We start from the raw sequence: 24,749 nt of genomic DNA on the forward strand, positions 1-24,749 counted from the left end.
GGCAGCCTATGTCGCCGCGCTGGAAGCGATCCATCCCGGCCTGCCGGTTGAGGCCGCACTGCTCTATACCCACACCCCGGAATTGTTCGTGCTGCCCGATGATGTGATCGCCGCGCAAAAGCTGCGCCTCGCAGGGGTTCAGGAATCCTTGTCCGGCTGATCGGTTGCACCGCGCCGCGCAGTGCCTAGATTGCACTCAACCAAACAGGAGTTCATCGAAATGTCGACCAAGGCCGTAACCGACGCCACTTTTGCCAGCGAAGTTCTGGGCAGCAGCAAGCCTGTTCTCGTCGATTTCTGGGCAGACTGGTGCGGCCCGTGCAAGATGATCGCGCCCGCACTCGAAGAAATCTCGGAAGAACTCGCTGACAAGGTTGAGGTCGCCAAGGTGGACATCATGGAAAACACCGACATCGCCAGCCAGTTCGGCGTGCAGTCGATCCCGCTGCTGATCTTGTTCAAGGACGGCCAGCCTGTGGCGCAAAAGCTGGGCGCAGCTCCCAAGAGCCAGCTCAAAGGCTGGCTGGAAAGCGTTCTCTGATCGCTGGTATCAGCGGCACACCTTGCGCCCCCGCGAAGGCGGGGGCCTCGGTGTTTTTACAGAACATGTCGCCAAAAATCAGGCCAGTTCCGTTTCCCGCACCGGCTGCATGGCTTCGCTGACCGCCGCCAGAAATTCGTCGGTCGCACGATCCCAGTTGTAGCGTGCACCCTGGACGGCAGCGCCCGTGCGGTCGCAGCGCAGGGCTTTGTGGATGGCCAGCGCAAGATCGTCTTCCAGCGCACCGATCCGCATTGGCAGATCGCCCTGCGGACCATAGCCAGTCTTGCCAATGATATCGAGCGGACCCGGCACCGGGAACGCCGCAACCGGCAGCCCGCAGGCGAGCGCTTCGATCATCACCAGCCCGAACGTGTCGGTGCGGCTGGGGAAAACGAAAACATCGGCGGCGGCATATGCGCTCGCAAGATCCTCGCCATGTAGCGCTCCAACGAACTGAACCTGCGGATAGGCGGCTTTCAGACGCGCCAGATCCGGCCCGTTGCCAACGACGACCTTGGTTCCGGGCACTTCGGCATCGAGAAACGCGGTCAGGTTCTTTTCAATCGCCACGCGCCCGACATTCAGCATGATGGGGCGCGGCAGGTCGGCGAGCGTGGCCAGCGGTTCGTGGCCGGGGCGGAACAGCGCACGGTCGATGCCGCGCGTCCACAGCCGGGTGTGCCGAATGCCCTGCGCGGCCAGTTCACCCGCCAGCGTCGGCGTTGACACCAGAACCGCACGGCTCGCCCCGTGGAACCGGCGCATCAGCGGCCAGAAGTGATCCGCGCTCAATCCTGTTCGAACCGCCGCATATTCGGGAAAGCGCGTGTGGAATGCGCTGGTGAACGGAACCCCGTTTGTCTTACACCAGCTTCGCGCGCTCCAGCCAATCGGACCTTCGGTGGCGATGTGAACCACATCGGGCCGGAAATCGGCCAGCGTGCGGCGTGTGCCGAAACGCGGCGCCATTGCCAGCCGGATTTCGCTGTAACCGGGCAGGGGCAGGGTGCGGAACTGGCCCGGTGTGATCAGTTCGACCTCGTGCCCGCGCGATGTGAGGCGGTCTACCGTTGCGGAAAGCGTACGGACCACGCCATTGACTTGCGGATGCCAGGCATCGGTGCAGATTGCGATTCTCATGCCGGTTCCTCCTCAAGCGCGGGAATGGGTTTGAGCGCGGCTTTGACTGCCGCCGCGCGGCGCGTTTCATCGGCCCAGTCAAGGATGCTGATCTGGCCCACCTGATCTTCGACCAGCGCCGTGCAGCTCTCCACCCAGTCGCCGTCGTTGTAATAGGTGATGTCGCCGATCTGGCGGATTTCGGCGCAGTGGATGTGCCCGCAAACCACCCCATCAACGCCCATGTCGCGCGCGGCATGGGCCACGGCTTCCTCGAAATCGCAGACGAACTGGACCGCGTTCTTGACCCGCTTCTTCAGGTAGGAAGAGAGCGACCAGTAGGGCATCTTGAACTGGCGGCGGATCATGTTGACCCACACATTCGCCCGCAGCAGCACCGAATAGGCCTTGTCGCCCAGAAAGGCGAGCCAGCGGGCATAGAGCACCACGCCATCGAACCCGTCGCCATGCGTCACCAGCAGACGGCGGCCATCGGCGGTTTCGTGGATCGTATCCAGCGCCAGTTCCACGCCGCCAAAGCTCATGCCCGCATAGGGGCGCAGCATCTCGTCGTGGTTGCCCGCGATCAGGATGACGCGCGTGCCGCGATGCGCCATCTTGAGGATGCGGCGCACCACTTCGTTGTGAGCATCGGGCCAGTACCAACCCTTGCTCAGTCGCCAGCCGTCAACGATATCGCCCACAAGATAGAGCGTCTCGCATTCGATAGCCGAGAGGAAGTCCAGCAGCATTGCGGCGTTGCAACCACGCGTGCCGAGGTGGACATCGGAAATCCATACCGTCCGGTATTTCCGCTTGGGCCTGAATCCGCGCGGTTCTGGCAGATCGAGCCATGCGGGAATCGAGGACACGAGTTCTGCGGCGGATTTGAACGGGGTCTTGCCGTCATGCTTGGCATTGGTAGCCATGAGCGCACCTCTTTCGATGTGAGGCTTGATTGACGGATTCGCGTTGCGCCTGTGTGGCACTGTGTAACCTCGATGAAACAAGTGTAGAACGAATGGTGATGTCCGATGGTGACGGGCGGGATTTGAGGCGCTAGAGAATCACGCGATGCTCACCAGCCTTTCGATCCGCAACGTCGTACTCATCGAAGCGCTAGACCTGTCTTTCGCCGGTGGGCTGGGCGTGCTCACGGGTGAAACGGGTGCGGGCAAATCGATCCTGCTCGATGCGCTGGGGCTGGTTCTGGGAGACAGGGCTGACAGTGGCCTTGTCCGCGCAGGCGAAGATCAGGCCAGCGTTATTGCCACTTTCGAGTTCAATCGAGTGCCCGATGCGATCCGCCACGCTTTGGCCGAAGCAGAAGTCGATGTGGAGCCGGGAGAACCGCTGATCGTCAAACGCCGCCTGAAGGCCGATGGTGGCTCGAAGGCTTTCGTCAACGACCAACCGGTTGGCGTTGCCCTGCTGCGCGAACTGGCGCGTAGTCTTGTCGAACTCCACGGCCAGCACGATGATCGCGGTCTGGTGAATGCGCGCGGCCACCGCGCCCTGCTGGATCGCTATGCCGGGGCTGATGTGGCGGGCGTGGAAGCGGCTTGGACAAAGTGGCGCAAAGCCGAAGACGCGCTCGAAACCGCGCAGGCTCGTGTGGCCAAAGCGGCGGAGGAGCAGGATTTGCTGTTCGCTCACCTTGCCGAACTCAACGCGCTGCAGCCGGTGGCAGGCGAGGAAGACGAACTGGCTGGCCAGCGCGCCGACATGCAGAAAGGTGAGCGGCTTTCTGGCGATCTGGCGGAATTGCAGCGTCTTTGGGAAGGTTCGGATTCCGCGCTCGCCACCCTGCGCAGCGCCGCACGCCGTCTTGATCGTATTGCGAGCGAACACCCGATGCTGGCCGAAGCATTGGAAGCGCTTGATCGTGCAGTGATCGAGGCGGGCGAGGCCGAGGACAAACTCGCCCGCGCAGCCGAAGCACTGGCCCACGATCCCGCGCTGCTTGATCGGATCGAAACGCGCCTGTTCGACTTGCGCGCCGCCGCCCGCAAACACGGCTGCACGGTGGATGAACTGCCGCACAAGATGCACGAAATGCGCGCTGCGCTCGATGCCATCGAAGGCGGTGAAGCCCAGATCGCCGGGCTGGAACGCGCTGCCCGCGAAGCCGCGCTGGATTATCAGGCCAAGGCCGAAACGCTGTCGGTCATGCGCGCCGAAGCCGCGCGCCGGCTCGACAAGGCGGTAGCGGCAGAACTCGCGCCGCTTAAGCTCGATGCCGCCAAGTTCCACACTGCCGTGCTGCGTCTGCCCGAAGATCGCTGGGGCGCGGGCGGCATTGATGCGGTGGAGTTTCTGATATCGACCAATCCGGGCGCAGACTTCGCGCCGCTGGGCAAGATCGCTTCTGGTGGCGAACTTTCGCGTTTCATCCTCGCGCTCAAGGTGGCGCGGGCCGAAGAGGGTGGGGCGGCCACGATCATCTTCGACGAGATCGACCGCGGCGTGGGCGGCGCGGTGGCCAGCGCTATCGGCGATCGCCTGTCGCGTCTGGCCAGCAACGGGCAACTTCTTGCCGTCACGCACAGCCCGCAAGTGGCCGCGCGGGGGGACCGGCACTACATGATCGCCAAGTCCTCGGAAGGCACCGTCACGCGCACGTCGGTGGGCCTGCTCGATGCCGCCGCGCGCAAGGAGGAAATCGCGCGGATGCTCTCCGGCGCGGAAGTGACGGCAGAGGCGCGCGCGCAGGCGGATCGCCTGCTGGAAAAGGCGTGATGCTCGCTCGCCGCACGGTGCTTGTCGGCGCAGGTGCCGCGCTTCTCGTTTCAAGGAAAGGTCTGGCGATGGAAGAGGTCGAACCCGAAAACGTCTATGCGATCATCGGCCAGATGATGTCCGCCCCCGGCAAGCGGGAGGAACTGATCGCCTACCTCGGCGAAGGCTCGCAGGACATGCCCGGCAACCTTGCCTACGAGATATGGCGCGACAAGGGCGACGAGAACAGCGTGTGGATCACCGAAGTCTGGCGTGACGAAGCCTCGCACAAGGCCAGCCTCGCGCTGCCCCAAGTGCAGGAAGCTATCCGCAAGGCCCGCCCGATCATCGCAGGGTTTGGGGCGAGGGCCGAGGTGGAGCGGGTGGGTGGGAAGCCTTGAAGGTGGGTTTTCCATCCAGGGCCACAATTCGTGCGGGCTTGGACACCTTAGCAATGCCTGTTGTTGCGCTCGCTTGGGGCATCAGCACGTTGGGATGCATTGCATGGGGCATGGTTGTTTTGATCTTCGGGGCGACGGTTATAAGCACTGTCTTCTCGGAGAAGCTAAGGCCTGAATTCATTTGGGTCATTGCATGGTCATTGATCGCGTTACCGTTGGGATGGTGGAATTTCGGTCGGTTCATGCGCTATTTTGGTGGCGTTGAAGACCGTTGGCGAGGGCTTGGTTGGGTTGGACTCAATTCAGCGATCCTCATATTCACCCACCCCATGCTTTGGTGGGCCCCTAAGTGAACGTGGGGACTTGTTATGCTGTTTGCTTACATCGAGGCATGTTCATCTAAATGACTTCCGAACTTACCGAAGCCGATGCCGCCAACGAACTCATGCGGCTGGCCAGGCAGATCGCCAAGCATAACCGGCTCTACCATGCCGAAGACTCGCCCGAGATTTCGGACGCGGAATACGATGCGCTTGTCCGCCGCAATGCCGAGCTTGAAGCCGCCTATCCCCACCTGATCCGGCCCGACAGCCCCAGCGCGCAAGTCGGCCATGAGGTCGCTGCCTCGCCCTTGCGCAAGGTGTCGCACGAGGTTCGGATGATGAGCCTCGACAACGCCTTTACTGACGAGGAAGTGGAAGATTTCGTCGCCCGCGTCCGCCGCTTTCTTGCTCTGCCAGACGATGCCGAAGTGGTGATGACCGCCGAAGACAAGATCGATGGCCTGTCCTGCTCCTTGCGATACGAAAACGGCAGGCTGGTCCGCGCCGCCACGCGCGGGGACGGGCAGGTGGGGGAAGACGTGACGGCCAATGTCGCGCACATCGCCGATATTCCGCAGGAATTGAAAGGCGCAGGGCTGTTCGACATCCCCGCCGTCTTCGAAATCCGTGGCGAGGTCTATATGGCCAAGGACGATTTCCTCGCGCTCAACGCCCGGCAGGCCGAGAGCGGTGACAAGATCTTCGCCAACCCGCGCAACGCTGCCGCCGGATCGCTGCGACAGAAGGACGCCAGCGTCACCGCAAGCCGCCCCTTGCGCTTCCTCGCCCACGGATGGGGCGCGGCGAGCGAAGTGCCCGCGTCCAGTCAGTACGAGATGATGCGCAAGATCGAGGAATGGGGCGTTCCCGTCTCGCCGCTGCTGGTGCGTTGCTCTTCGGCGGCGGAAATGGTCGCGCACTACCGCAATATCGGCACTGCGCGTGCCGATCTGCCCTATGATATCGATGGCGTGGTCTACAAGGTCGACCGGCTAGACTGGCAGGACCGCCTCGGCTTCGTCGCCAAAGCCCCACGCTGGGGCATTGCGCACAAATTCCCTGCGGAACGTGCCGAAACCACGCTTGAGGCTATCGACATTCAGGTCGGCCGCACCGGCAAGTTGACTCCTGTTGGACGTCTCAAGCCGGTGCTTGTTGGTGGCGTCACCGTTACGAACGTAACGCTGCACAACCGCGACGAGATCGGTCGCCTTGGCGTGCGCGTGGGAGACCGGATCGTGCTCCAGCGTGCGGGCGACGTGATACCGCAGGTCGTTGAAAACCTCACGCGCGACGAGTCGCGCGAACCCTATAATTTTCCTGACCATTGTCCTGAATGCCAGTCGGAAGCTGTCGCCGAAGAGGGCGAGGTCGATGTGCGCTGCACCGGCGGCCTGATTTGTCCGGCGCAGCGGGTGGAACGGCTCAAGCACTTCGTCAGCCGCGCGGCTCTCGATATCGAAGGGCTGGGCGAGAAGACCATAGTCGAGTTCTTCCAGCTTGGCTGGCTGGAAAGCCCCGCCGACATCTTCCGTCTGCGCAAACGCCGCAGCGAGATTGTCGGGCGCGAAGGCTGGAAGGACAAGTCTGTGGACAACCTGTTGGCAGCTATCGAAGCCAAGCGCGAACCCGACGCCGCACGGCTGCTGTTCGGCCTCGGAATTCGCCACGTCGGTGCGGTGACGGCGCGTGATTTGATGAAGCGCTTCGTTACGTTGCCAGCGCTGCGGGATGCGGCAGAACTTGCCCATTCCTCCCCGGAACGGGGAGGGGGACCAGCGAAGCTGGTGGAGGGGTCGGAATGCCAACAAGGCTCTGTCGACGACCTTCTCTCGATCGACGGCGTCGGCCCTGTCGTCGTCGAGGCGCTGGGCGATTTCTTCCACGAACCCCACAACATTGCCGTCTGGGAAGACCTGCTCTCAGAAGTTTCGCCGCCACCATATGTCATCGAAACCAAAGACAGTGCCGTCGCTGGCAAAACCATCGTCTTTACCGGCAAGCTCGAAACCATGAGCCGCGACGAAGCCAAGGCCCAAGCCGAAGCGCTGGGCGCGCGGGCGGCCGGTTCCGTTTCCGCCAAGACCGATCTGGTGGTGGCCGGGCCGGGGGCAGGATCGAAGCTGAAACAGGCAGCGGCGCTTGGCATCGATGTGATCGACGAAGCGGCCTGGGCCGAAATCGTCAGGCAGGCGGGGTAAGCCGATGCTCGTGGCGCTGGCTAGCATTGCCGCTGAAGCGGGTGCCCTGCTCAAGGCGCGCGGGCAAACCATCGCTGTCGTGGATGGCTCCACCGGCGGCCTGATCTCGGCAAGCCTTCTGGCCATGCCCGGCGCGTCGGCGTTCTATCTCGGCGGCGGCGTGATCTACACGCTCAAGGGACGGCGGATCGTGCTTGGCCACCCGCCAGGCTCGTTGCGCGGATACACGTCTGCAAAGGAGGACTATGCCCTCGCACAAGCCCGGCTGATCCGCGAACGTTACGGCGCCGATTGGGGCATTGCCGAAACCGGCGCATCGGGCGGCAGCGCCCACCCGCTCGGCGTCGCGTCCGGCACCAGCGCGGTGGGTGTGGTCGGTCCTGACAGCATCGAAGCGTCAGTCTTGATCGTGACCGATAGCAACGACAGGCTGGAAAACATGCAGACCTTCACGCAGCGCGCACTGATGCTCTTGCGCGATACGCTGTTCGTTCACTCCGGCACGTAGTTCGGCTTCCGCTTTTCCAGAAAGGCCTGCATTCCCTCGCGAAAGTTCGGACTGGCCGATGTCATCAACTGGTTGCGGTTTTCGATAGCCATCGCGGCTTCAAGGCTTGGTGCGTCGATGGCAAGGTTCAGCCCCTCCTTGGTCATCCTCAGCCCCATTGGCGAAGCAGCAAGCAGGTCTTCGACATAGCTTTCGCCGGCGGCTTCAAGCTGGGCGTCCGGCACAACCTCGGAAACAAGGCCTGTGGCCAGCGCACGCGGGGCGTGGATGAAGCGTCCCGTCAGCATGAGTTCGCTGGCGACCGAAGTGCCGACGAGGCGGGGCAGGAAATAGCTGCAACCCATGTCGCAGGCGGACAGGCCCAGCTTGATATAGGCGGCGTTCATCTTCGCACTTTCGCCCGCGATCCGAATGTCGGACGCCAGCACGAAGGAAAAGCCGCCACCGCAGGCTGCTCCGTGAACAAGGCTCACGATCGGCTGCGGACAACGTCGCATCCTGATATAGACATCCGCGAGCAGGCCCTGAAATCCGAACCCGCCTGCGAAGGGCACTTCGTCACGGTTTTCGGCACGTTCTTTTATATCCAGCCCGGCGCAGAAGGCCTTGCCCGCGCCGCGCATTATGACAACGCGCGTGCCGCGGTCGTGAAAGAGCTTGCCGAAGTAGTCTGAAAGCTCCTGAACCATCTGCAGCGAGATCGCGTTCAGCACTTCGGGCCGGTTGAGCGTCAACCAGTCTGCTGCTCCGCGCTTTTCGATGGTGAAAGTCTGGTAGCTCATCCTGCACCTCCCGATTTAATCGAATGATTAAGCGGGTGAGGTGGGCTGAGCAAACCATTTTCCTACACGGCCACGAAAAGGCATGGTTTGCGGATGGAAATCGCCTGCCCCTGCGCTGTTTCGCACGTCACCAAACAATTCGTACTGGGCATCAATGTCTTTTTTCAGGACCGTGTAAACTGTGTAAACCTGTTCAGATTTGTGAGCGTGAATCTGAACGTTTCACCACGGCTTCGACCATTCGGGCAACTGGCCGACGCGACTCGATCGAACTCGCCCACCGCCACGGCAACGCAGCCAAAGGATCGACCAATCGCCCCGCACCATCCGCGCCGCGAGCCGCAAACCCGCCCTGCGATAGGCCGCGCGCACTGTCGCTTCTTGCGTTTCAAGCAGGCCCGCCAGCAGCACCGAGCCACCCGGTACCACGGCACGGGCAAAGGCGGGGGCGAGTTCTACCAGCGGTCCGGCAAGAATATTGGCGATCAGCAGGTCGTATGGTCCGGCGGCTTCCAGCAGCGCATGGTCCATGCCGGGTGCGATCACCATCGCCATGCGGCCCGACCCGTCGCCTAACGGCACATCGTTGTTGGCGGCGTTTTCAGCCACCACCGGGCCGCAGACCGCATCGATATCGCTGGCGATGGCGCGGGCGGTGGGCCACAGATGCAGCCCGGCGAAGGCAAGCAGCCCAGTGCCGGTGCCGATATCGGCAAGGTTGCGCACGCGCACACCCTGCTGCTTCATGTAGCTCAACATGGCAAGGCAGCCTGCGGTCGTCGCGTGCTGGCCGGTGCCGAAAGCCTGGCTTGCGGGGATCACGAAATCGCGCACGCCTGGCTGGGCAAGGGGTGGATACTCCGGTGTGTGAACGTAAAACACACCTTCACGGATCGGCTCGACGCCCTGCTGGCTCAGCGTCACCCAGTCTTCGTCGGGCAACTGCTCGATGTTCAGCTTTGGCGCTGTGCCTTCGAACAGGTTCGTGATGGCCTTCTGGTCCGCCTTGGTCGGCTTGCGATCGAGCCACGCCTCGAGTTGCCAGTCCTCCGGCTTGTCTTCGGCGATTTCACTGCCCGCGATGACGATTTCTGGATCCCAGTCCCACGCATCCTCATGCGCGATGAGGGCCGCCTGAACGATATCGCGCCGGGCGAAGACGGTGACTTTCCAGCTCACTTGGTCAGCGCCTTTTCCAGACGGTCACGCGCGCCGGCGGCAAGAGTCTTGCAGGCAGCGGGATCGGCGAGTGGTTGCGTGCCGCTCATCCGTTCGAACATCGCGCTGGCAGAAGGATGCGGGGTCAGGAGGATGCCGCATTCCAGCGCCTCTACTTGTGCGAATGTGCTGCGGAACATGGCGACACGATCTGGATGATCGGCGAAGCGATAGGTGCCGAGCGGCAATGCGGTCAGACTATCGATATAGGTCACCGTGCGGCAATCGGTGCCCTCGCAGGATTTCCAGTACCAGCTTGTCGAGCCTTCGGTATGGCCGGGGGTGGCGAATGCGGTGAGGCGCAGCGGGCCGAGGCTCATGACGTCGCCGGTGCGCACGATGTGATCGACCCGGGCCTTGGGTGAGCCGGGGATTTCCTGGGCCTGCGGATCGGCGGGGCTGATCTTGCCGGAGCTGATGACTTTTGCGGCTGCGGCGGTGGCGACGAACCTTGCGCCGGTGGCTTTTTGCAGCGCGGCGAGGCCGCCGACGTGATCGAAGTGTTCGTGGCTCGATACGATGAGGCCGATGTCCTTGGGATCAAAGCCGAGCTTGCGGACATTCGCCAGAACCTGCGGCACGGCATCTTCCATGCCTGCATCTACCAGCACATGCTTTTCGGGGCCGGTCACCAGCAACACCGAAACCGTGCACGTGCCGACAAACCAGGTGTTGCCAAAGATGCGCGCTGGCGGGGCGGGGTCGGAAAAGTCCTCCTTGCCTTCGCACTGGCGGACGATCTCCTGCGCGGCCCGTGGATCGGCAGGGGCGGGCGAGGTGGCTGCTGCTGCGGCCAGAACTGCAAGGACAATGCTCATGATCCGACCGTCTAGGCACCCCGATTGACCAGTGCAACCGGCCTGAAACCGACTGTCCTTTTTTACATCCCGCATACGCTTGCGCGCTGGGTCTTTTCGACTAATAGGACTTGGCAATCCTGTCGCGGACGTCCGCGACCGCTGTACCTAGTCGAGGGGGTATGTTCATGGCGCAGACGCGCAAGGCACGGCCGATTTCTCCGCATCTCCAGATCTGGCGCTGGGGACCGGCCATGCTGGTTTCGATCCTGCATCGCATCACCGGCAACGGACTCGCTTTTGGTGGCCTTGGTCTGCTGTTGTGGTGGATCGGCGCGCTGGCGAGCGGGGCTGAGGCCTACCAGACCTTTCTTGATTGGGTGTGGCTTGGCACCGATGGCGGTCTTCAGGCCGTTACCTCGATCCTCGGCAAGGTGGTGCTGGTCGGCCTGACCTGGGCCTTCTTCCAGCACGCAGCTTCTGGCATCCGCCATCTGATCCTTGATATCGGTGCAGGCTACGAACTGGAAACCAACGCGCGTTGGTCGAGCCTGACGATCGTTTTCGCGATCCTCTTCACCATCGCATTCTGGGCTTTCGTGCTGCTGCGCTGAGCGCCGGCACGGATCGCATAGCATAGAGAGGCTACCATCATGGGTAACGGCACCTCCATCGGTCGGGTTCGCGGGCTGGGTTCTGCCCACGAAGGCGCGCACCACTGGCTCACTGCACGGCTTACGGCTGTGGGCAACCTTGTCCTTATCACTTTCATCGTCGTCAGCCTCGCGCTGCTGCCGGACTACAGCTACGCCACGGTGCGCGGCTGGGTTGCACGTCCGCTGCCGTCGATCGCGCTGATCCTGACGATGATCAACACGTTCACCCATGCTCGCATGGGCGTGCAGGTCATGCTTGAAGATTACGTCCACGAAGAGGGCGGCAAGATCGCGGCATGGCTGCTGGTCAATATCGTGCCCTTCGCGGCAGCCGCCTTCGGCATCCTTTCGGTTCTGCGCATTGCGCTCGGGGGCGCATAAGACATGACGACACAGCCTGCCTACAAGATCATCGACCATACCTATGACACTGTTGTCGTGGGTGCGGGCGGTTCGGGCCTGCGCGCAACGATGGGTTCGGCCCAAGCCGGTCTGCGCACCGCCTGCATCACCAAGGTTTTCCCGACGCGCTCGCACACCGTTGCGGCACAGGGCGGCATTGCTGCCTCGCTCGGCAACAATTCGCCCGACCACTGGACCTGGCACATGTACGACACCGTAAAGGGGTCTGACTGGCTGGGCGATCAGGATGCGATCGAATACATGGTGCGCGAAGCACCTGCTGCGGTTTACGAACTGGAGCACGCCGGTGTGCCGTTCAGCCGCAACCCGGAAGGCACGATCTATCAGCGCCCGTTCGGCGGCCACATGCAGAACATGGGCGAAGGCCCTCCGGTTCAGCGCACCTGCGCCGCTGCCGACCGTACCGGCCACGCCATGCTTCATGCGCTCTATCAGCAGAGCCTGAAGTATGATGCCGACTTTTTCATCGAATACTTCGCCATCGACCTGATCATGGAAAACGGCGAATGCCGTGGCGTGATCGCATTGTGCATGGACGATGGTTCGATCCACCGCTTCCGCAGCCACGCTGTTGTGCTGGCAACCGGCGGCTATGGCCGTTCGTACTTCACCGCGACGTCGGCCCACACCTGCACGGGTGACGGCGGCGGCATGGTGCTGCGCGCGGGGCTTCCGCTGCAGGACATGGAATTCGTGCAGTTCCACCCAACCGGTATCTACGGCGCGGGCGTTCTGATCACCGAAGGCGCGCGTGGCGAGGGTGGTTATCTGACCAACTCCGAGGGCGAACGCTTCATGGAGCGTTATGCTCCCTCGGCGAAGGATCTGGCATCGCGCGACGTGGTTTCGCGTTCGATGGCGATGGAAATCCGCGAAGGGCGCGGTGTTGGTCCGCACAAGGACCACATCTTCCTGCACCTCGATCACATTGACCAGAAGGTTCTGGCCGAACGTCTGCCGGGCATCACCGAAAGCGGCAAGATCTTTGCCGGTGTCGACCTGACCCGCCAGCCGCTGCCGGTGGTTCCGACCGTCCACTATAACATGGGCGGCATTCCGACGAACTATCACGGCGAAGTCGTTACCATCGGTGCCGATGGCAACCCCGAAACCATCGTTCCGGGCCTGTTCGCAGTGGGTGAGGCGGCTTGCGTTTCGGTCCACGGTGCAAACCGCCTCGGTTCCAACTCGCTGATCGACCTTGTGGTGTTTGGCCGCGCAACCGGCCTGCGCCTGAAGGAACTGATCAAGCCCGGCACTGCGCACAACTCGCTTCCCGCTGACAGCGCGGACCTGTCGCTCACGCGTCTCGATCACTTCCGCAATGCCAAGGGCGGCTCGCCCACGGCAGAAGTTCGTACTGAAATGCAGCGCACGATGTCGGCTCACGCCGCAGTGTTCCGCACCGACGAACTGATGGCGGAAGGCAAGGTCAAGCTGGCCGAAACCTACAAGCGCATGGAAGACATCCACGTTTCCGACCGTTCGCTGATCTGGAACTCGGATCTGGTGGAAACGCTGGAACTGGACAACCTGATCAGCCAGGCGAGCGTGACGATGCATTCGGCGCACAACCGCAAGGAAAGCCGCGGCGCCCACGCGCATGAGGATTTCCCTGATCGCAACGATGCCGAGTGGATGAAGCACACCGCAACCTGGTTCAACGGCTGGGGTGGCAAGGGTGGCGAGGTCCGCATCGACTATCGCCCGGTCCACGAATTCACGCTGACCGACGATGTGGAATACATCAAGCCCAAGAAGCGCGTTTACTGACGCCTTCGATGGCCCCTTGCGCTGGTCCAGCGTGGCCAGCGGTTGGTCGATCATGACATGCGATGATGCCGGGGTAGCGATACTCCGGCATCATTGTTTCTGGCCACCGAGGCTGGACTGCCGGGGAGGCAATGTGATGACGTTCGACAAGAGGATTGTGGCGCTGGGCGCGCTGGTTGGCACCGGCGTGCTGGTGATGGCGGCGGGTGCCGTGGCGCAAGTTGCGCCGCCAATGCCGCCAGCCCCGCCGGAACCGCCAGCGGCTGTGGCACCGCCTACACCGCCCACGCCGCCGCGAGCGCCGGACGTTCAGTTGATGACCAGGCCGGGAACGCGGGTTGTGATCGTGGAACGGCATGGGGAAAAGGGCGGGACGGAGCACGTCCGCACGGTCACGCGCGATGGCAAGACCTTCATGTTCAGGACCGATCATCCGCTGTCGGACGAGGAGTTTGAGCGCCGGATTGCTCGGGCCGAGCGGGACGTCCCGCCAGTTCCTCCAATCCCTCCAGTCGCTGGGCTATCAGATCGTCACCTGAAACACCGCGTGATCGTGATGCGCGATGGCGAACACGGTGTGGACACCATTGTTGACGCGGGCAAGATCGAGCGTGACGCCATGACGCAGGCAATCAAGGGAATCAGGTCTGCTCGCGAGGCGATTGCGGAAAATACAGCGCTTTCTGACGAGGTGCGCCGGGAGGTTCTACAGGAACTGGACGCGGAAATTGCAAAGCTGCAGGCGAAGGGCTGATTACTGGGCGCGCTGGACAACCGGTTTGCTGACGTAGCTGACCGGTTGATCCTTGCCCGATTTGGCCTTGGCTGATTTGGACTTGTCCTTGTCGTCGTCCTTGTCGTTCTTTTCCTTGGCTTTCGCTGCATCGCGCGCGGCGTGGACTGCAGCTGCATCCTTCGCTGTCGCTGCGCGGGCGGGGTAAGCGCAGCCGCGCTGTTGGCCTACGCCTTTCAGATAGGCACGGCGAACGGACCCGGCGTAGATTGCTTCCTGCCATTTGCGCTGCTGTGCATTGGCGCCGCTGATTTCGCGAATGACGCCGCCGAACGGAATCAGTGATCCGACGACGGACTTGGCCAGATTGCCCATATCGATGGTGGCGTTGCCATCGTCGCGCGCCACATCGATATCGTCACCCAGCACTTCGTCGAGATTGGCAATGGCGGCGGAGATGGCCGGGCAGCGCTTGAGGCCGGTCAGATCATAGGGCTTGTCGCGCGCGGTGACGAGGATTTCGGGAACCTCGTCTTTCTTGATGTTGAGATCGCTGAGCGGCTTGGTGACGACATCGCCGGCCGTCACTTTTTCTTGCGATACAGCAGTTTGCGCCAAGGCGGGAGCCGCCAGCGCGATGGTGCAAGGCAGGATGGTTGCGAACCGGAGGGCGTAGCGAAGCATAATGGTAATCCCCTTTTGCCTCAACTACGCCACGCCCTGCCTTTCGGTTCCGTGAATTGTTGTAACGATGGTCAGAGCGCCTTGAACGTGTCGCACTGATCCTCGTCCGCCGTTTCCAGCCCGCGCCGCAGCCATTCCATGCGCTGTGCTGAACTGCCGTGGGTGAAGCCTTCTTCAACAGGGCGGCGGCCAGCGGCTTTCATCAGCGTATCGTCACCAATCTGGTGCGCGGCGCGCATCCCTTCCTCGATATCGCCAGCCTCGATCCGGTCGCGGTTGCGACCAGCCCAGACCCCGGCATAACAATCGGCCTGAAGTTCCAGCGCAACCGACAGGCGGTTGGCCTGACTGGGGCTGCGCTGCTGCATCTGGCGCATCTGCGATGACGTGCCGAGCACGTTCTGGATGTGGTGGCCATATTCATGCGCCATCACATAGACGCGGGCGAAATCGCCGCCAGCGCCCATCTGCTGGTCCATCTGCGTGTAGAAATCGGTATCGATGTAGATGCCGTTGTCAGCGGGGCAATAGAACGGCCCCATCGCGCTTTGCGCCGCGCCGCAGCCCGAATTGCCGTTCTGAGAATAGAACACCAGCTTGGGTGTTTCGAACGCGATATTGGCTTGCGCGAACAACGGCGTCCAAGTCTTGTTGAGCGACGATAGCGCATTGCAGCTTTCGCGGCTGAATTCGTTGGCGGAGCAGCTTTCGGCAAGGCTGGTGCCGCCCTGCTGCTGTTGCTGGCTCGGGGCCTGATTCTGAACCTGTTCCAGCGTTCCGAGCATCTGTGCGGGATCGACCCCGAAGACCACTGCCGCGATCAGCGCGATCACGATCGAGCCACAGCCCAGCTTTCCGCCGCCGCCCAGCGGGAACCGCCCGCCGCCGCCACGCTGGTCTTCGACATTGATGGAACTGTCGAAATCGTCGAGCCGCATCGGCTTACCCCTCTTTTTACACTTGCGACTGGACAAGCGGGAAACAGCCCGCAATGCCAGTGCGATCAACCCATCCACAAACCCCGGAGTAATCGAATGTTCCTGAAGGGCAAGTGCGCGCTTGTTACCGGTTCTACCTCTGGCATTGGCCTCGCCTATGCACGTGCGCTGGCGGCTGAAGGGGCCAATGTGGTGCTGAATGGCTTCGGTGAAGCCGATCAGATTGCGGCGTTGTGCGAGGAACTGGCTCCAACCAGCGGAGGGCGTGCGATTTTTGCCGCAGGCGATCTGACGAAGCGTGAAGGCACCGAAGCGATGGTGGCGGCGGCACTCGCCGAATTTGGCGCGGTGGATATTCTCATCAACAACGCCGGGATGCAGCATGTTGCCCCGGTTGATGAATTTCCGGTCGAGAAATGGGACGCAATCATCGCGCTGAACCTGACGTCCGCTTTCGATGCCTGCCGACTGTGCATTCCCGGCATGAAGACCAAGGGCTGGGGGCGCATCCTGTTTACGGCGTCTGCCCATTCGCTCACGGCCTCACCGTTCAAGGCAGCCTATGTTTCGGCCAAGCACGGCATTGCGGGACTGACGAAGACTCTGGCGCTGGAACTGGCTACGCAGGGGGTTACCGCGAACTGTATCAGCCCCGGCTATGTCTGGACGCCGCTGGTGGAGAACCAGATCCCCGATACGATGAAGGCGCGCGGGATGACGCGCGAACAGGTGATCAACGACGTTATGCTCGAACGTCAGCCCAGCAAACAGTTCGTTCAGCCCGATGAGTTGGCGGCGTTGGCGCTGTTCCTGTGCCGGGATGAAGCGCGCAATATCACCGGGGCAAACTACAATGTCGATGGGGGGTGGGTTGCGCAATAACGGGCGTTACTGCGCCTTTGTGTAAAGCCCTGTTCATCTTCGCACCTGCAATTGGGAACTTGCGCCGCGCCCCGGCTTTTGAGAGCAAGGGGCTGCGACAAGGCGTTTGGGGTTGGCGATGAAGCGTGTGGGGGTATGGCGGAGTGCTGTGACGGGGGGGCTGCTTGTAGGCGCGCTCCTGCACGGCGCCCTTTCCGCAGCGCCCAAACGTCTGACACCTCTGGAAATCGCACTGAAAGCGCACGTTGAGACGCTGGCGAGCGACGATTTCGGCGGGCGCGAACCGGGCACTGACGGTGAAACGAAGACGCTGCGATATCTGGCGCGGCAGTGGTTCGACATCGGTCTGGAGGCCGGAACCAATATTCCCGGATCGGGCTGGTTTGCGCCGGTGGAGCTTGTCGAGCGTGAACCGGTGCTGTCGCGCGCCACATTCGTGCGCGGGAAGAAGCGTGTGGCGTTGCCGACCGACAGTGTGTTCGTGGTAACATCGGGTTTGCGCAGCCTTGTTCAGGATGCGCCGCTGCTCTTCGTTGGCCACGGCACTGGCGGCGCGGTGGGACGAGCGGAACTGGCGGGGCGGGTCGCCGTGATGCTTGACAGCCTGCCTGCCGGAATGGCTGCCGCCGATGTGGGCGACAGGGCAGGGCGGCTGCTTGATGCCGGGGCGCTGGGCGTGCTGACCGTGCTCGACGGGGATCGTGGGCTTGAGGATGTGGTCGCACGGCGACGACGGGCTGGCTATGCGGTTTCGGGTGACAGTTTGGGCAACGAGATTGAGGCTTTTGTCTCGCCCGCCACCACCGAACTTCTGCTGGCCGGAACCGCGCATCCCACTGTGGCAAAGCTGCGCGGCGACGCAAATGGGCAACGGTTTACGCCCTATTCCCTAGGCATTACCGGCACGTTCGAAGCGACCAGCGATGAAACGCGGATCAAGACCCACAATCTGATCGGACGTCTGGCCGGTCGGAATCCGGCAGCGGGTGCCGTGTTGGTGATGGCACATTGGGATCATTTCGGCGAATGCGCTTCGGCGCCCGCCGAGGATCTGATCTGCAATGGCGCGATAGACAATGCTTCCGGGCTTGCTGTCGTTACCGAAGCTGCGCGTGTCCTGGCCAAAGGCAAGCCACTTGATCGCGATGTCTATTTCCTTGCCACTACCGGCGAGGAACTTGGCCTGCTTGGTGCAATGGCCTTTGCCGAAAACCCACCGATCCCGCTTGATCGCTTCGTTGCGGCCTTCAATGTCGATAGTACCGGCCTTGTGCCTGCAGGCGGCCCCATCGGCGTGGTGGGCAAGGGGATGACACGGCTTGACCCACTGATCGCCGATGTCGTGCGGCGGATGAAGCGGAAGCTGGCAGTGGGTGAGGGGGCCAATGCCTACATCAAGCGGCAGGATTCGTGGGTGTTGATGCAGCATGACGTGCCCACGGTCATGGTCAGCGGAAGCTATGGCAACATGGATCGGATCGAACGCTTCATGGAAGATACCTATCACCGGCCCGGTGATGAAGCGGGAACGGCTATCGACTATTCGGGCATGGCAGACGATGTGAATTTGCAGGTAGAACTGGTGCGCGCTTTTGCCGACACAAAGCGCTATCCGGCGAAGGCTTCGGCGGTGGTTCAAAAGCGGGGCCAAACCCCCTAGCGCAGCCGCGCCTTCCTGTTTACATGGGCCGCCACGAATCTACCCCGGACCTTTTGGAAGTGGCGCGCATCATGGATATCCCTCTCGGCCTTACCTTCGACGACGTGCTGCTGCGTCCTGCCGAGTCGGACATTGTGCCTTCGATGGCCGATACCCGCACGCGATTGACCCGCGGAATCAGTCTGAACATTCCGGTCGTGTCCTCGGCAATGGATACCGTGACAGAAGCAGACATGGCGATTGTCATGGCGCAGCTTGGCGGCATCGGCGTGCTTCACCGCAACCTTTCGATCGAGGAGCAGTGCGCTGCGGTGCGCGCGGTAAAGCGTTTTGAAAGCGGTATGGTCGTCAACCCGATCACCATTTCGCCCGATGCCACTCTGGGCGAGGCCAACGCGATTATGCGTGCCAACAAGATCAGCGGCATCCCGGTGGTTGAGGCTTCCGGCCGTCTCGTCGGCATTCTGACCAACCGCGATGTTCGCTTTGCCGACAATCCGCTGCAGCCGGTGCGCGAACTGATGACGCACGAAAATCTCGCCACGGTAAAGCTGGGCACGAGCGGTGACGAGGCACGCCGCCTGCTGCACCAGCGCCGGATCGAAAAGTTGCTGGTGGTGGACGATTCTTTCCACTGCATCGGCCTGATCACGGTGAAGGATATCGAAAAGGCCGTGACCTTCCCCGATGCGACCAAGGATGCAGCCGGTCGACTGCGCGTTGCCGCTGCAACGACTGTTGGCGAAAAGGGGCTTGCTCGCACGCAAGCGCTGATCGAAGCCGAATGCGACGTCGTGATCATCGACACCGCGCACGGCCATAACCGCGATGTGGCGCGTGCGGTGGAGGCAGCAAAGAAGCTGTCGAATTCGGTGCAAGTGATTGCGGGCAATGTTGCCACGGCAGGAGCCACGCGCTCACTGATTGACGCAGGCGCAGATGGCGTGAAGGTCGGCATCGGGCCGGGTTCGATCTGCACCACGCGCATCGTTGCGGGCGTGGGCGTGCCACAGCTTACCGCTGTGATGGAATGCGCGGAGGAAGCCGAAAAGTCGGGCGTTCCCGTAATTGCGGATGGCGGTTTGCGCACGTCGGGCGATGCGGCCAAGGCACTGGCTGCAGGTGCAAGCTCTGTCATGATCGGTTCAATGCTGGCAGGCACCGAAGAAGCACCGGGCGAGACGTTCCTGTATCAGGGCCGCGCCTACAAGTCCTATCGCGGCATGGGTTCGGTCGGCGCGATGGCGCGCGGCAGTGCGGACCGCTATTTCCAGCAGGACATCAAGGACCAGATGAAGCTGGTGCCCGAAGGTATCGAAGGCCAGGTGCCCTACAAGGGGCCGGCCAAGGATGTGGTTCACCAGCTTGTCGGCGGCGTGAAGGCCGCGATGGGTTATACCGGTAGCCGCACGATCGAAGACCTGCGCAAGCGCGGGCAATTCGTGCGCATCACCAATGCGGGCCTGCGCGAAAGCCACGTTCATGACGTGACGATCACGCGCGAGGCGCCGAACTACAAGGCGGGCTGAGGCTGCCCAAGTGACCCCATCCGCGCGCGTTCAGGCCGCGATTGACCTGCTTGATGCGGTGATTGCGGCGGCGCGGGGGCAGGGTGCCTCGGCAGACCGGATTGCGGCGGAGTGGTTTCGCGCAAGGCGGTATGTCGGCTCGAAAGATCGTCGCGCCATTCGCGAACTGGTGTGGAGCGCGATCCGGGCCTGCGGGCCCGTTCCCGCGACCGGACGTGCCGCGATGTTGCGATTGGCGGCGGACGATCCCGCGCTGGCCGCGCTGTTCGATGGCTCCAATTATGGCCCTGCGCCGATCGAGGCGGGGGAGGCTATGGCCGATGGCGGTATCGCATCGGCATGGCTGGTTGATCGGTTGAGCGCGTCAGGCCTTGATGCCGAAGCGCAAGGTTCGTTGTTGGGCCGCGCACCGCTCGATATCCGGGCAAACACGCTCAAGATCACGCGCGACGATCTGCGCGCAAGGTTGCCGGTGGAATCGCAAACTGTCGTTGCGCCGCACGCCCTGCGCCTTCCTTCGGGCGCGGCAGCGGAAAGCTGGCCCGAATTTGCCGAAGGTCTGTTCGAAGTGCAGGATGCGGGTAGCCAAATAACCTGCATGGCGCTGGGCGTGCAGCCCGGCGAAGCGGTGGTCGACCTTTGTGCGGGCGCCGGTGGCAAGACCTTGGCGCTGGGGGCGGCGATGGCCAACACCGGCCATCTGCTCGCCTGCGATATCGACCGGGCGCGTCTTTCGCGCCTGCCTGATCGCGCAAAGCGGGCGGGCGTGCTGGCTGAAACGCGCTTGCTCAACCCGGCGCAAGAGATCGAAATGCTGGCCGACTGGTGTGGCAAGGCTGATGCGGTAATGATCGATGCACCCTGTTCGGGCACCGGCACATGGCGGCGCAATCCCGAAGCGCGCTGGCGGCTCGATGCGAAAGCGGTCGATCGCTATTGCGCAATGCAGGCCAATGTCCTTGGCGTTGGAGCAAGTCTGGTGCGTCCCGGCGGGCGGCTGACGTATGTGGTCTGCTCGTTGCTCGATGCGGAAGGGAAAGACCGCATCGACGCCTTCCTTGCGGCCAATCCGGGCTGGGATGTGGCCTTGCCGCCGCTTCCTGCGGGCCGTGAGCATGGCCGGGGATGGCAGCTCGTGCCCTTTCGGGACGGGACAGACGGGTTTTTCTTCGCAACGCTCGTCCGGCGTGTTAATTGAAGCGTCATGCAGGCCGGTTCATCCAGTGATCGTCTCCGGCTCAAGGAGTTGCTGATGCGTTACGCCCCCGTTGCCCTTGCCCTGTCGCTGGTTGTCGGCGTGACCGGAAGCATGGGCGTGGCGAGGAGTTCGGCTCCTGCTAACCCGCGCGTTGAAGCGCTGATCAAGGAAGGGCGCGCCGCGCTGGCCAAGGGCGACGCTGGCACGGCTACCGACAGTTTCGAAACGGCGCTGGTGATTGATCCTGCCAGCAGTGCCGCGCTTCTCGGCCTTGCCGACGCCGCGCGCCGCGATGGATTGCAAGGCAAGGCGATCCACTATTACCGCGAGGTTCTCTCGCGCGAACCCAACAACGTGGTTGCCATTTCGGGCGAAGGCGGCGCGATGGTTGAAAAGGGTGCGGTCGAAAAGGCCAAGCGCAACCTGACGCGTCTCGAGGGCCTGTGCGGCAAGGGCTGTGCTGAAACTGCGGAACTTTCCGCGGCGATCTCACGCGGTCCTGCGCCCAAGGTACTTTCGGCTGAGGCGGTTACGGCAGAGCCGAAGATCGAGAATAACTGAAACGCCGCCAGCAATCAGATCAGCCCGCGAAATTCTTCGACCACTTGCCGATAGACGCGCTTCTTGAACGGCACGATCAGGTCAGGCAGCAGTTCCGGTTCAACCCACTTCCACGCTTCGAACTCGGCATGTTCGTGCGCGTCCAGATTGATGTCGGCGTCCTCTCCGGCAAAGCGCATCAGCAGCCACTTCTGCCGCTGGCCGCGATATTTGCCGCCCCATAGCTTGCCCATCAGGAAGTCGGGCAGATCGTAAAGGTGTTCCTCGCGGCTTTCCGCGATGATCGTCACGAGGTGCGGTGGCACACCGGTTTCTTCTTCCAGTTCGCGCAGCGCGGCGGGATGAAGTTCCTCGCCTTCGTCGATCCCGCCCTGCGGCATCTGCCAGGCGTCCCCCTCCTTGTTGTCGATCCGCTTGCCCACGAACACGCGCCCGGCGCTGTTCACAAGCATCACACCAACGCAGGGACGATAGGGAAGCCCGGCAAATTCGTCGTTCATTTCAACCTTTCCAGCAACAGTCGCACGGCCTTGAAGATCGACTGCATATCGTCCTGCGCGCTTGGGATGGCCTTGCGCACCTGGGTAAAACCGTGAATCGTCCCTTTCATTTCAAGGAACACAACTTCGGCACCGGAACGGATCAGTTCCGCACCGTAGACCCGTCCACTATCGCGAATCGGATCAAGGCCTGCCGTCACTAGCACTGTTGGCGGTGTCGTCGAATGGTCGCCATAGATTGGGTAGGCCCGTTTGTGGCCAGTAACCGCCTGATAGGCCTGTGCAAACCATTGCATCGAATCTGCCGTTAGCAAAAAGCCATCGGCGAAATCGAGAAACGACTTGTGATCGGGCTTGTCGTCGGACAGCGGGTAGACCGGTACTTGCATGACCACCGGCACGGCGGCAGGCTGTTCGGTCAACGCCTGAGTGACCACGATGGTCAGGTTCCCGCCCGCCGAGTCGCCCATCGGGATCAGGCCGGTGATCTCGCGGCCCAGCACCGTCGAATTGGCAGCGATCCAACGCGCTGCGGCTTCGCAATCATCGGGCGCGGCGGGGAAGGGGTGTTCGGGGGCAAGGCGATAGTCGACCGCGATCACTGGCATGTCGAGTTCTGCCGCGATTTCGGTGCAAAGGCTGTGGTGGCTTTCCAGATCACCGATCACAAAGCCGCCGCCGTGGAAGAACACTACCGCCGGGCCAGGCTCGCGGGTTTCGCGCAGATCATAAAGCCGTAGCGGAATATCACCTGCCGGGCCGGGGCAAGCCAGATCGCGGATAATCGCCAGTTCGCGCGGCTCTGCTTCGGCCAGTTGCCCCATCGCGATATAGCTGGCGCGTGCCGCTTCCAGTCCAAGCTGGCTCATCGGAGGGGCATCGGTGCCGTTGAGGAAGGCCAGAAAGGCCTGCACATCTGGTCGCACGTAATGGGCAGTGGTCTCGGTCATGACAGGTCCTCGCTCCCGTGACAGGATTCGTTATAAACATCGCAGTAGGTTTGCGTTTGCAACTTGACGGGCAAGCTCGTTCGGAATCAAGAGCGCAGGAGGATTTTTCGTCACGCGCAGATTTTCTTCTTTGCGAAGGAAGCGAGAGGGGCATAGGCGCGTTTCAGCATCGGGTGAAATTCCCGGCGCGCAGCAGAGGACGATATGGCTACACTTGTTGATGGACCGGACGCGCTGACGGGCGGCAAAGAAACCCCGACCCCCGAAGCGGTGGTTGTGCGCTTCGCTGGTGACTCGGGCGACGGTATGCAGCTGACCGGCGGTCAGTTCACGCTTTCCACCGCGCTTGCGGGGAACGATCTTGCGACATTCCCGGACTTTCCGGCGGAAATCCGCGCGCCGCAAGGCACCCTATTCGGCGTCTCTGCCTTCCAGATCAATTTCGGATCGACCGAGATCGACACGGCCGGCGATCAGCCTGACGTGCTCGTTGCGATGAACCCTGCGGCGCTGAAGACCAATGTCGGCGCGCTGAAGGTGGGTGGCCTGATCATTGCCGACACGGGCGAGTTCAACAAGCGCAACCTTGAAAAGGCCAAGTACGAGGTCAACCCGCTTGAGGATGGCAGCCTTGAAAAGTGGCAACTCCTCGCATTCGATATCTCGGCGCTCACGCTTGAAGCGGTGAAGCCCTTCGGCCTTGGCAACAAGGAAGCGCTGCGTTGCAAGAACATGTGGACGCTGGGCCTTGCCCTGTGGATGTTCGACCGTGACCGGCAGCCGCTGATCGATTGGCTGAACGCGAAGTTCGCGAAGAACCCGGTTCTGGCCGAGGCAAACATCGCTGCGCTGAACGCTGGCCATGCTTACGGCGAAACGGCTGAACTGGCCGGGCCGCTCAAGCAGTATCACATCGCTCCGGTCGAAAGCGAGCCGGGCCTCTATCGCACGGTTACGGGTGCTGAGGCGATCAGCCTTGGCCTTGTTGCCGGTGCGCAGCTTGCGGAACTGCCGATGTTCTTCGGCGGCTATCCGATCACGCCCGCTTCGGCGATCCTGCACAACCTTGCCCGGCTCAAGGAATATGGCGTCACCACCTTCCAGGCGGAAGACGAGATTGCCGCAATCGCTTCGGCCATCGGTGCAAGCTATGCGGGCCAGCTTGGCGTAACGTCTTCGTCCGGCCCCGGTATCGCACTCAAGGGTGAGGCGATGGGCCTTGCGATCATGACCGAGCTGCCGCTGGTCATCGTCAATTCGCAGCGCGGTGGTCCGTCCACGGGCTTGCCGACCAAGACCGAGCAGTCGGATCTTTATCAGGCGGTTTACGGCCGCAATGGCGATGCTCCGATGCCTGTCATCTCGGCGCGCAGTCCGTCTGACTGTTTCGAAGTGGCTATCGAGGCCTGCCGCATCGCCGTGGAATACATGACCCCGGTCATGGTCCTGACCGATGGCTATATCGCCAACGCGGCTGAGCCGTGGAAGGTGCCCGATCCGGAAAGCTTCAAGCCGTTCCCCGCCACGTTCCTGGGCGAAAAGAACGGTCCGAACGGTGAATTGCTGCCGTTCGCCCGCGATGAAAAGGGCGCACGCCCGTGGATCAAGCCCGGCACGCCCGGCCTGATGCACCGCATCGGCGGCATCGAAA

24 protein-coding genes are annotated in these 24,749 nt (G+C 62.4%); 15 read left to right on the plus strand and 9 right to left on the minus strand.

The genetic code is table 11. From position 1 onward, the window contains the following. Window positions 1–220 precede the first annotated feature (220 nt). Window positions 221–541 (plus strand): thioredoxin, encoded by a 321-nt coding sequence (gene trxA, locus ACOVQ0_RS14800; protein ID WP_421885982.1) that lies wholly within the window; start codon window positions 221–223, stop codon window positions 539–541. A 78-nt stretch (window positions 542–619) separates the two neighbouring features. Here trxA and ACOVQ0_RS14805 read toward each other — a convergent pair whose 3' ends face one another. Next, window positions 620–1,684 (minus strand): glycosyltransferase family 4 protein, encoded by a 1,065-nt coding sequence (locus ACOVQ0_RS14805; RefSeq protein WP_421885985.1) that lies wholly within the window; start codon window positions 1,682–1,684, stop codon window positions 620–622. After that, complete coding sequence (locus ACOVQ0_RS14810; RefSeq protein ID WP_421885988.1) at window positions 1,681–2,592, minus strand: UDP-2,3-diacylglucosamine diphosphatase; 912 nt, start codon at window positions 2,590–2,592, stop codon at window positions 1,681–1,683. The genes ACOVQ0_RS14805 and ACOVQ0_RS14810 overlap by 4 nt, the downstream gene beginning before the upstream one ends. Before the next feature lie 145 nt (window positions 2,593–2,737). On the opposite strand from ACOVQ0_RS14810, the gene recN reads away from it, so the two are divergent. From recN to ACOVQ0_RS14830, 4 genes are all read left to right on the plus strand, one after another. Continuing rightward, entirely contained in the window at window positions 2,738–4,402 is a 1,665-nt protein-coding gene (gene recN, locus ACOVQ0_RS14815; RefSeq protein WP_421885991.1) for a DNA repair protein RecN, read from the plus strand. Then, window positions 4,402–4,782 carry a putative quinol monooxygenase gene (locus tag ACOVQ0_RS14820; RefSeq protein WP_421885994.1) on the plus strand — a complete coding sequence of 127 codons (381 nt, stop codon included), beginning with the start codon at window positions 4,402–4,404 and terminating at the stop codon, window positions 4,780–4,782. Before recN ends, ACOVQ0_RS14820 begins: the two co-directional genes overlap by 1 nt. 403 nt (window positions 4,783–5,185) lie before the next feature. Beyond that, complete coding sequence (gene ligA, locus ACOVQ0_RS14825) at window positions 5,186–7,306, plus strand: NAD-dependent DNA ligase LigA (RefSeq protein WP_421885997.1); 2,121 nt, start codon at window positions 5,186–5,188, stop codon at window positions 7,304–7,306. Between the two features lie 4 nt (window positions 7,307–7,310). Next, entirely contained in the window at window positions 7,311–7,814 is a 504-nt protein-coding gene (locus tag ACOVQ0_RS14830; RefSeq protein WP_421885999.1) for a CinA family protein, read from the plus strand. Here ACOVQ0_RS14830 and ACOVQ0_RS14835 read toward each other — a convergent pair. From ACOVQ0_RS14835 to bla, 3 genes are all read right to left on the minus strand, one after another. Next, entirely contained in the window at window positions 7,799–8,596 is a 798-nt protein-coding gene (locus ACOVQ0_RS14835) for an enoyl-CoA hydratase/isomerase family protein (protein ID WP_421886002.1), read from the minus strand. The two genes, ACOVQ0_RS14830 and ACOVQ0_RS14835, sit on opposite strands and share 16 nt — an antisense overlap. Before the next feature lie 222 nt (window positions 8,597–8,818). After that, window positions 8,819–9,775 (minus strand): 50S ribosomal protein L11 methyltransferase, encoded by a 957-nt coding sequence (locus ACOVQ0_RS14840; protein WP_421886005.1) that lies wholly within the window; start codon window positions 9,773–9,775, stop codon window positions 8,819–8,821. Continuing rightward, window positions 9,772–10,632, minus strand: coding sequence for a subclass B3 metallo-beta-lactamase (bla, locus tag ACOVQ0_RS14845; protein ID WP_421886008.1), 861 nt, complete (start codon window positions 10,630–10,632; stop codon window positions 9,772–9,774). Before bla ends, ACOVQ0_RS14840 begins: the two co-directional genes overlap by 4 nt. Window positions 10,633–10,799: 167 nt before the next feature. Between bla and sdhC the strand changes: the two genes are divergently transcribed. The 4 genes from sdhC (at window position 10,800) to ACOVQ0_RS14865 (ending at window position 14,217) form a co-directional block, all read left to right on the plus strand. After that, the gene (sdhC, locus tag ACOVQ0_RS14850) at window positions 10,800–11,225 is read left to right on the plus strand and encodes a succinate dehydrogenase, cytochrome b556 subunit (RefSeq protein ID WP_421886011.1); all 426 of its coding nucleotides are present in this window, start codon (window positions 10,800–10,802) and stop codon (window positions 11,223–11,225) included. 39 nt (window positions 11,226–11,264) lie between these two features. Beyond that, entirely contained in the window at window positions 11,265–11,648 is a 384-nt protein-coding gene (sdhD, locus tag ACOVQ0_RS14855) for a succinate dehydrogenase, hydrophobic membrane anchor protein (protein ID WP_421886014.1), read from the plus strand. A 3-nt stretch (window positions 11,649–11,651) separates the two neighbouring features. Next, window positions 11,652–13,463, plus strand: a complete 1,812-nt coding sequence (gene sdhA, locus ACOVQ0_RS14860; RefSeq protein ID WP_421886018.1) for a succinate dehydrogenase flavoprotein subunit — start codon at window positions 11,652–11,654, stop codon at window positions 13,461–13,463. A gap of 136 nt (window positions 13,464–13,599) precedes the next feature. After that, window positions 13,600–14,217 (plus strand): hypothetical protein, encoded by a 618-nt coding sequence (locus tag ACOVQ0_RS14865; RefSeq protein WP_421886021.1) that lies wholly within the window; start codon window positions 13,600–13,602, stop codon window positions 14,215–14,217. On the opposite strand, the gene ACOVQ0_RS14870 is transcribed toward ACOVQ0_RS14865, so the two are convergent. Further along, window positions 14,218–14,784 carry a hypothetical protein gene (locus ACOVQ0_RS14870; RefSeq protein WP_421886023.1) on the minus strand — a complete coding sequence of 189 codons (567 nt, stop codon included), beginning with the start codon at window positions 14,782–14,784 and terminating at the stop codon, window positions 14,218–14,220. Between the two features lie 167 nt (window positions 14,785–14,951). Then, complete coding sequence (locus ACOVQ0_RS14875; RefSeq protein WP_421886026.1) at window positions 14,952–15,818, minus strand: neutral zinc metallopeptidase; 867 nt, start codon at window positions 15,816–15,818, stop codon at window positions 14,952–14,954. A 96-nt stretch (window positions 15,819–15,914) separates the two neighbouring features. On the opposite strand from ACOVQ0_RS14875, the gene ACOVQ0_RS14880 reads away from it, so the two are divergent. The 5 genes from ACOVQ0_RS14880 to ACOVQ0_RS14900 all read left to right on the plus strand — a co-directional run bounded on the left by ACOVQ0_RS14880 (window position 15,915) and on the right by ACOVQ0_RS14900 (window position 21,648). Then, window positions 15,915–16,700: a 3-hydroxybutyrate dehydrogenase gene (locus tag ACOVQ0_RS14880; RefSeq protein WP_421886029.1), complete on the plus strand. Its 786-nt coding sequence runs from the start codon at window positions 15,915–15,917 to the stop codon at window positions 16,698–16,700. Window positions 16,701–16,848: 148 nt separating this feature from the next. Beyond that, window positions 16,849–18,360 carry a M28 family metallopeptidase gene (locus ACOVQ0_RS14885; protein WP_421886031.1) on the plus strand — a complete coding sequence of 504 codons (1,512 nt, stop codon included), beginning with the start codon at window positions 16,849–16,851 and terminating at the stop codon, window positions 18,358–18,360. A gap of 71 nt (window positions 18,361–18,431) precedes the next feature. Beyond that, the gene (guaB, locus tag ACOVQ0_RS14890) at window positions 18,432–19,889 is read left to right on the plus strand and encodes an IMP dehydrogenase (protein ID WP_421886034.1); all 1,458 of its coding nucleotides are present in this window, start codon (window positions 18,432–18,434) and stop codon (window positions 19,887–19,889) included. 10 nt (window positions 19,890–19,899) lie between these two features. After that, window positions 19,900–21,087, plus strand: a complete 1,188-nt coding sequence (locus ACOVQ0_RS14895; protein WP_421886037.1) for an RsmB/NOP family class I SAM-dependent RNA methyltransferase — start codon at window positions 19,900–19,902, stop codon at window positions 21,085–21,087. Window positions 21,088–21,141: 54 nt separating this feature from the next. Next, window positions 21,142–21,648, plus strand: coding sequence for a tetratricopeptide repeat protein (locus ACOVQ0_RS14900; protein ID WP_421886039.1), 507 nt, complete (start codon window positions 21,142–21,144; stop codon window positions 21,646–21,648). A 14-nt stretch (window positions 21,649–21,662) separates the two neighbouring features. Here the strand turns inward: ACOVQ0_RS14900 and ACOVQ0_RS14905 are convergent, their stop codons facing one another. Then, window positions 21,663–22,148, minus strand: coding sequence for an RNA pyrophosphohydrolase (locus ACOVQ0_RS14905; protein ID WP_421886042.1), 486 nt, complete (start codon window positions 22,146–22,148; stop codon window positions 21,663–21,665). Then, on the minus strand, window positions 22,145–23,098 hold the full coding sequence (locus tag ACOVQ0_RS14910; RefSeq protein ID WP_421886045.1) for an alpha/beta hydrolase: 954 nt from the start codon (window positions 23,096–23,098) through the stop codon (window positions 22,145–22,147). The genes ACOVQ0_RS14905 and ACOVQ0_RS14910 overlap by 4 nt, the downstream gene beginning before the upstream one ends. Before the next feature lie 204 nt (window positions 23,099–23,302). Between ACOVQ0_RS14910 and ACOVQ0_RS14915 the strand changes: the two genes are divergently transcribed. Next, window positions 23,303–24,749: 2-oxoacid:acceptor oxidoreductase subunit alpha (locus tag ACOVQ0_RS14915; protein ID WP_421886049.1), on the plus strand; the 1,447-nt coding region annotated here is incomplete at its 3' end.

Source organism: Novosphingobium sp. (genome assembly GCF_049240505.1).
Taxonomy (GTDB): Bacteria; Pseudomonadota; Alphaproteobacteria; order Sphingomonadales; family Sphingomonadaceae; genus Novosphingobium.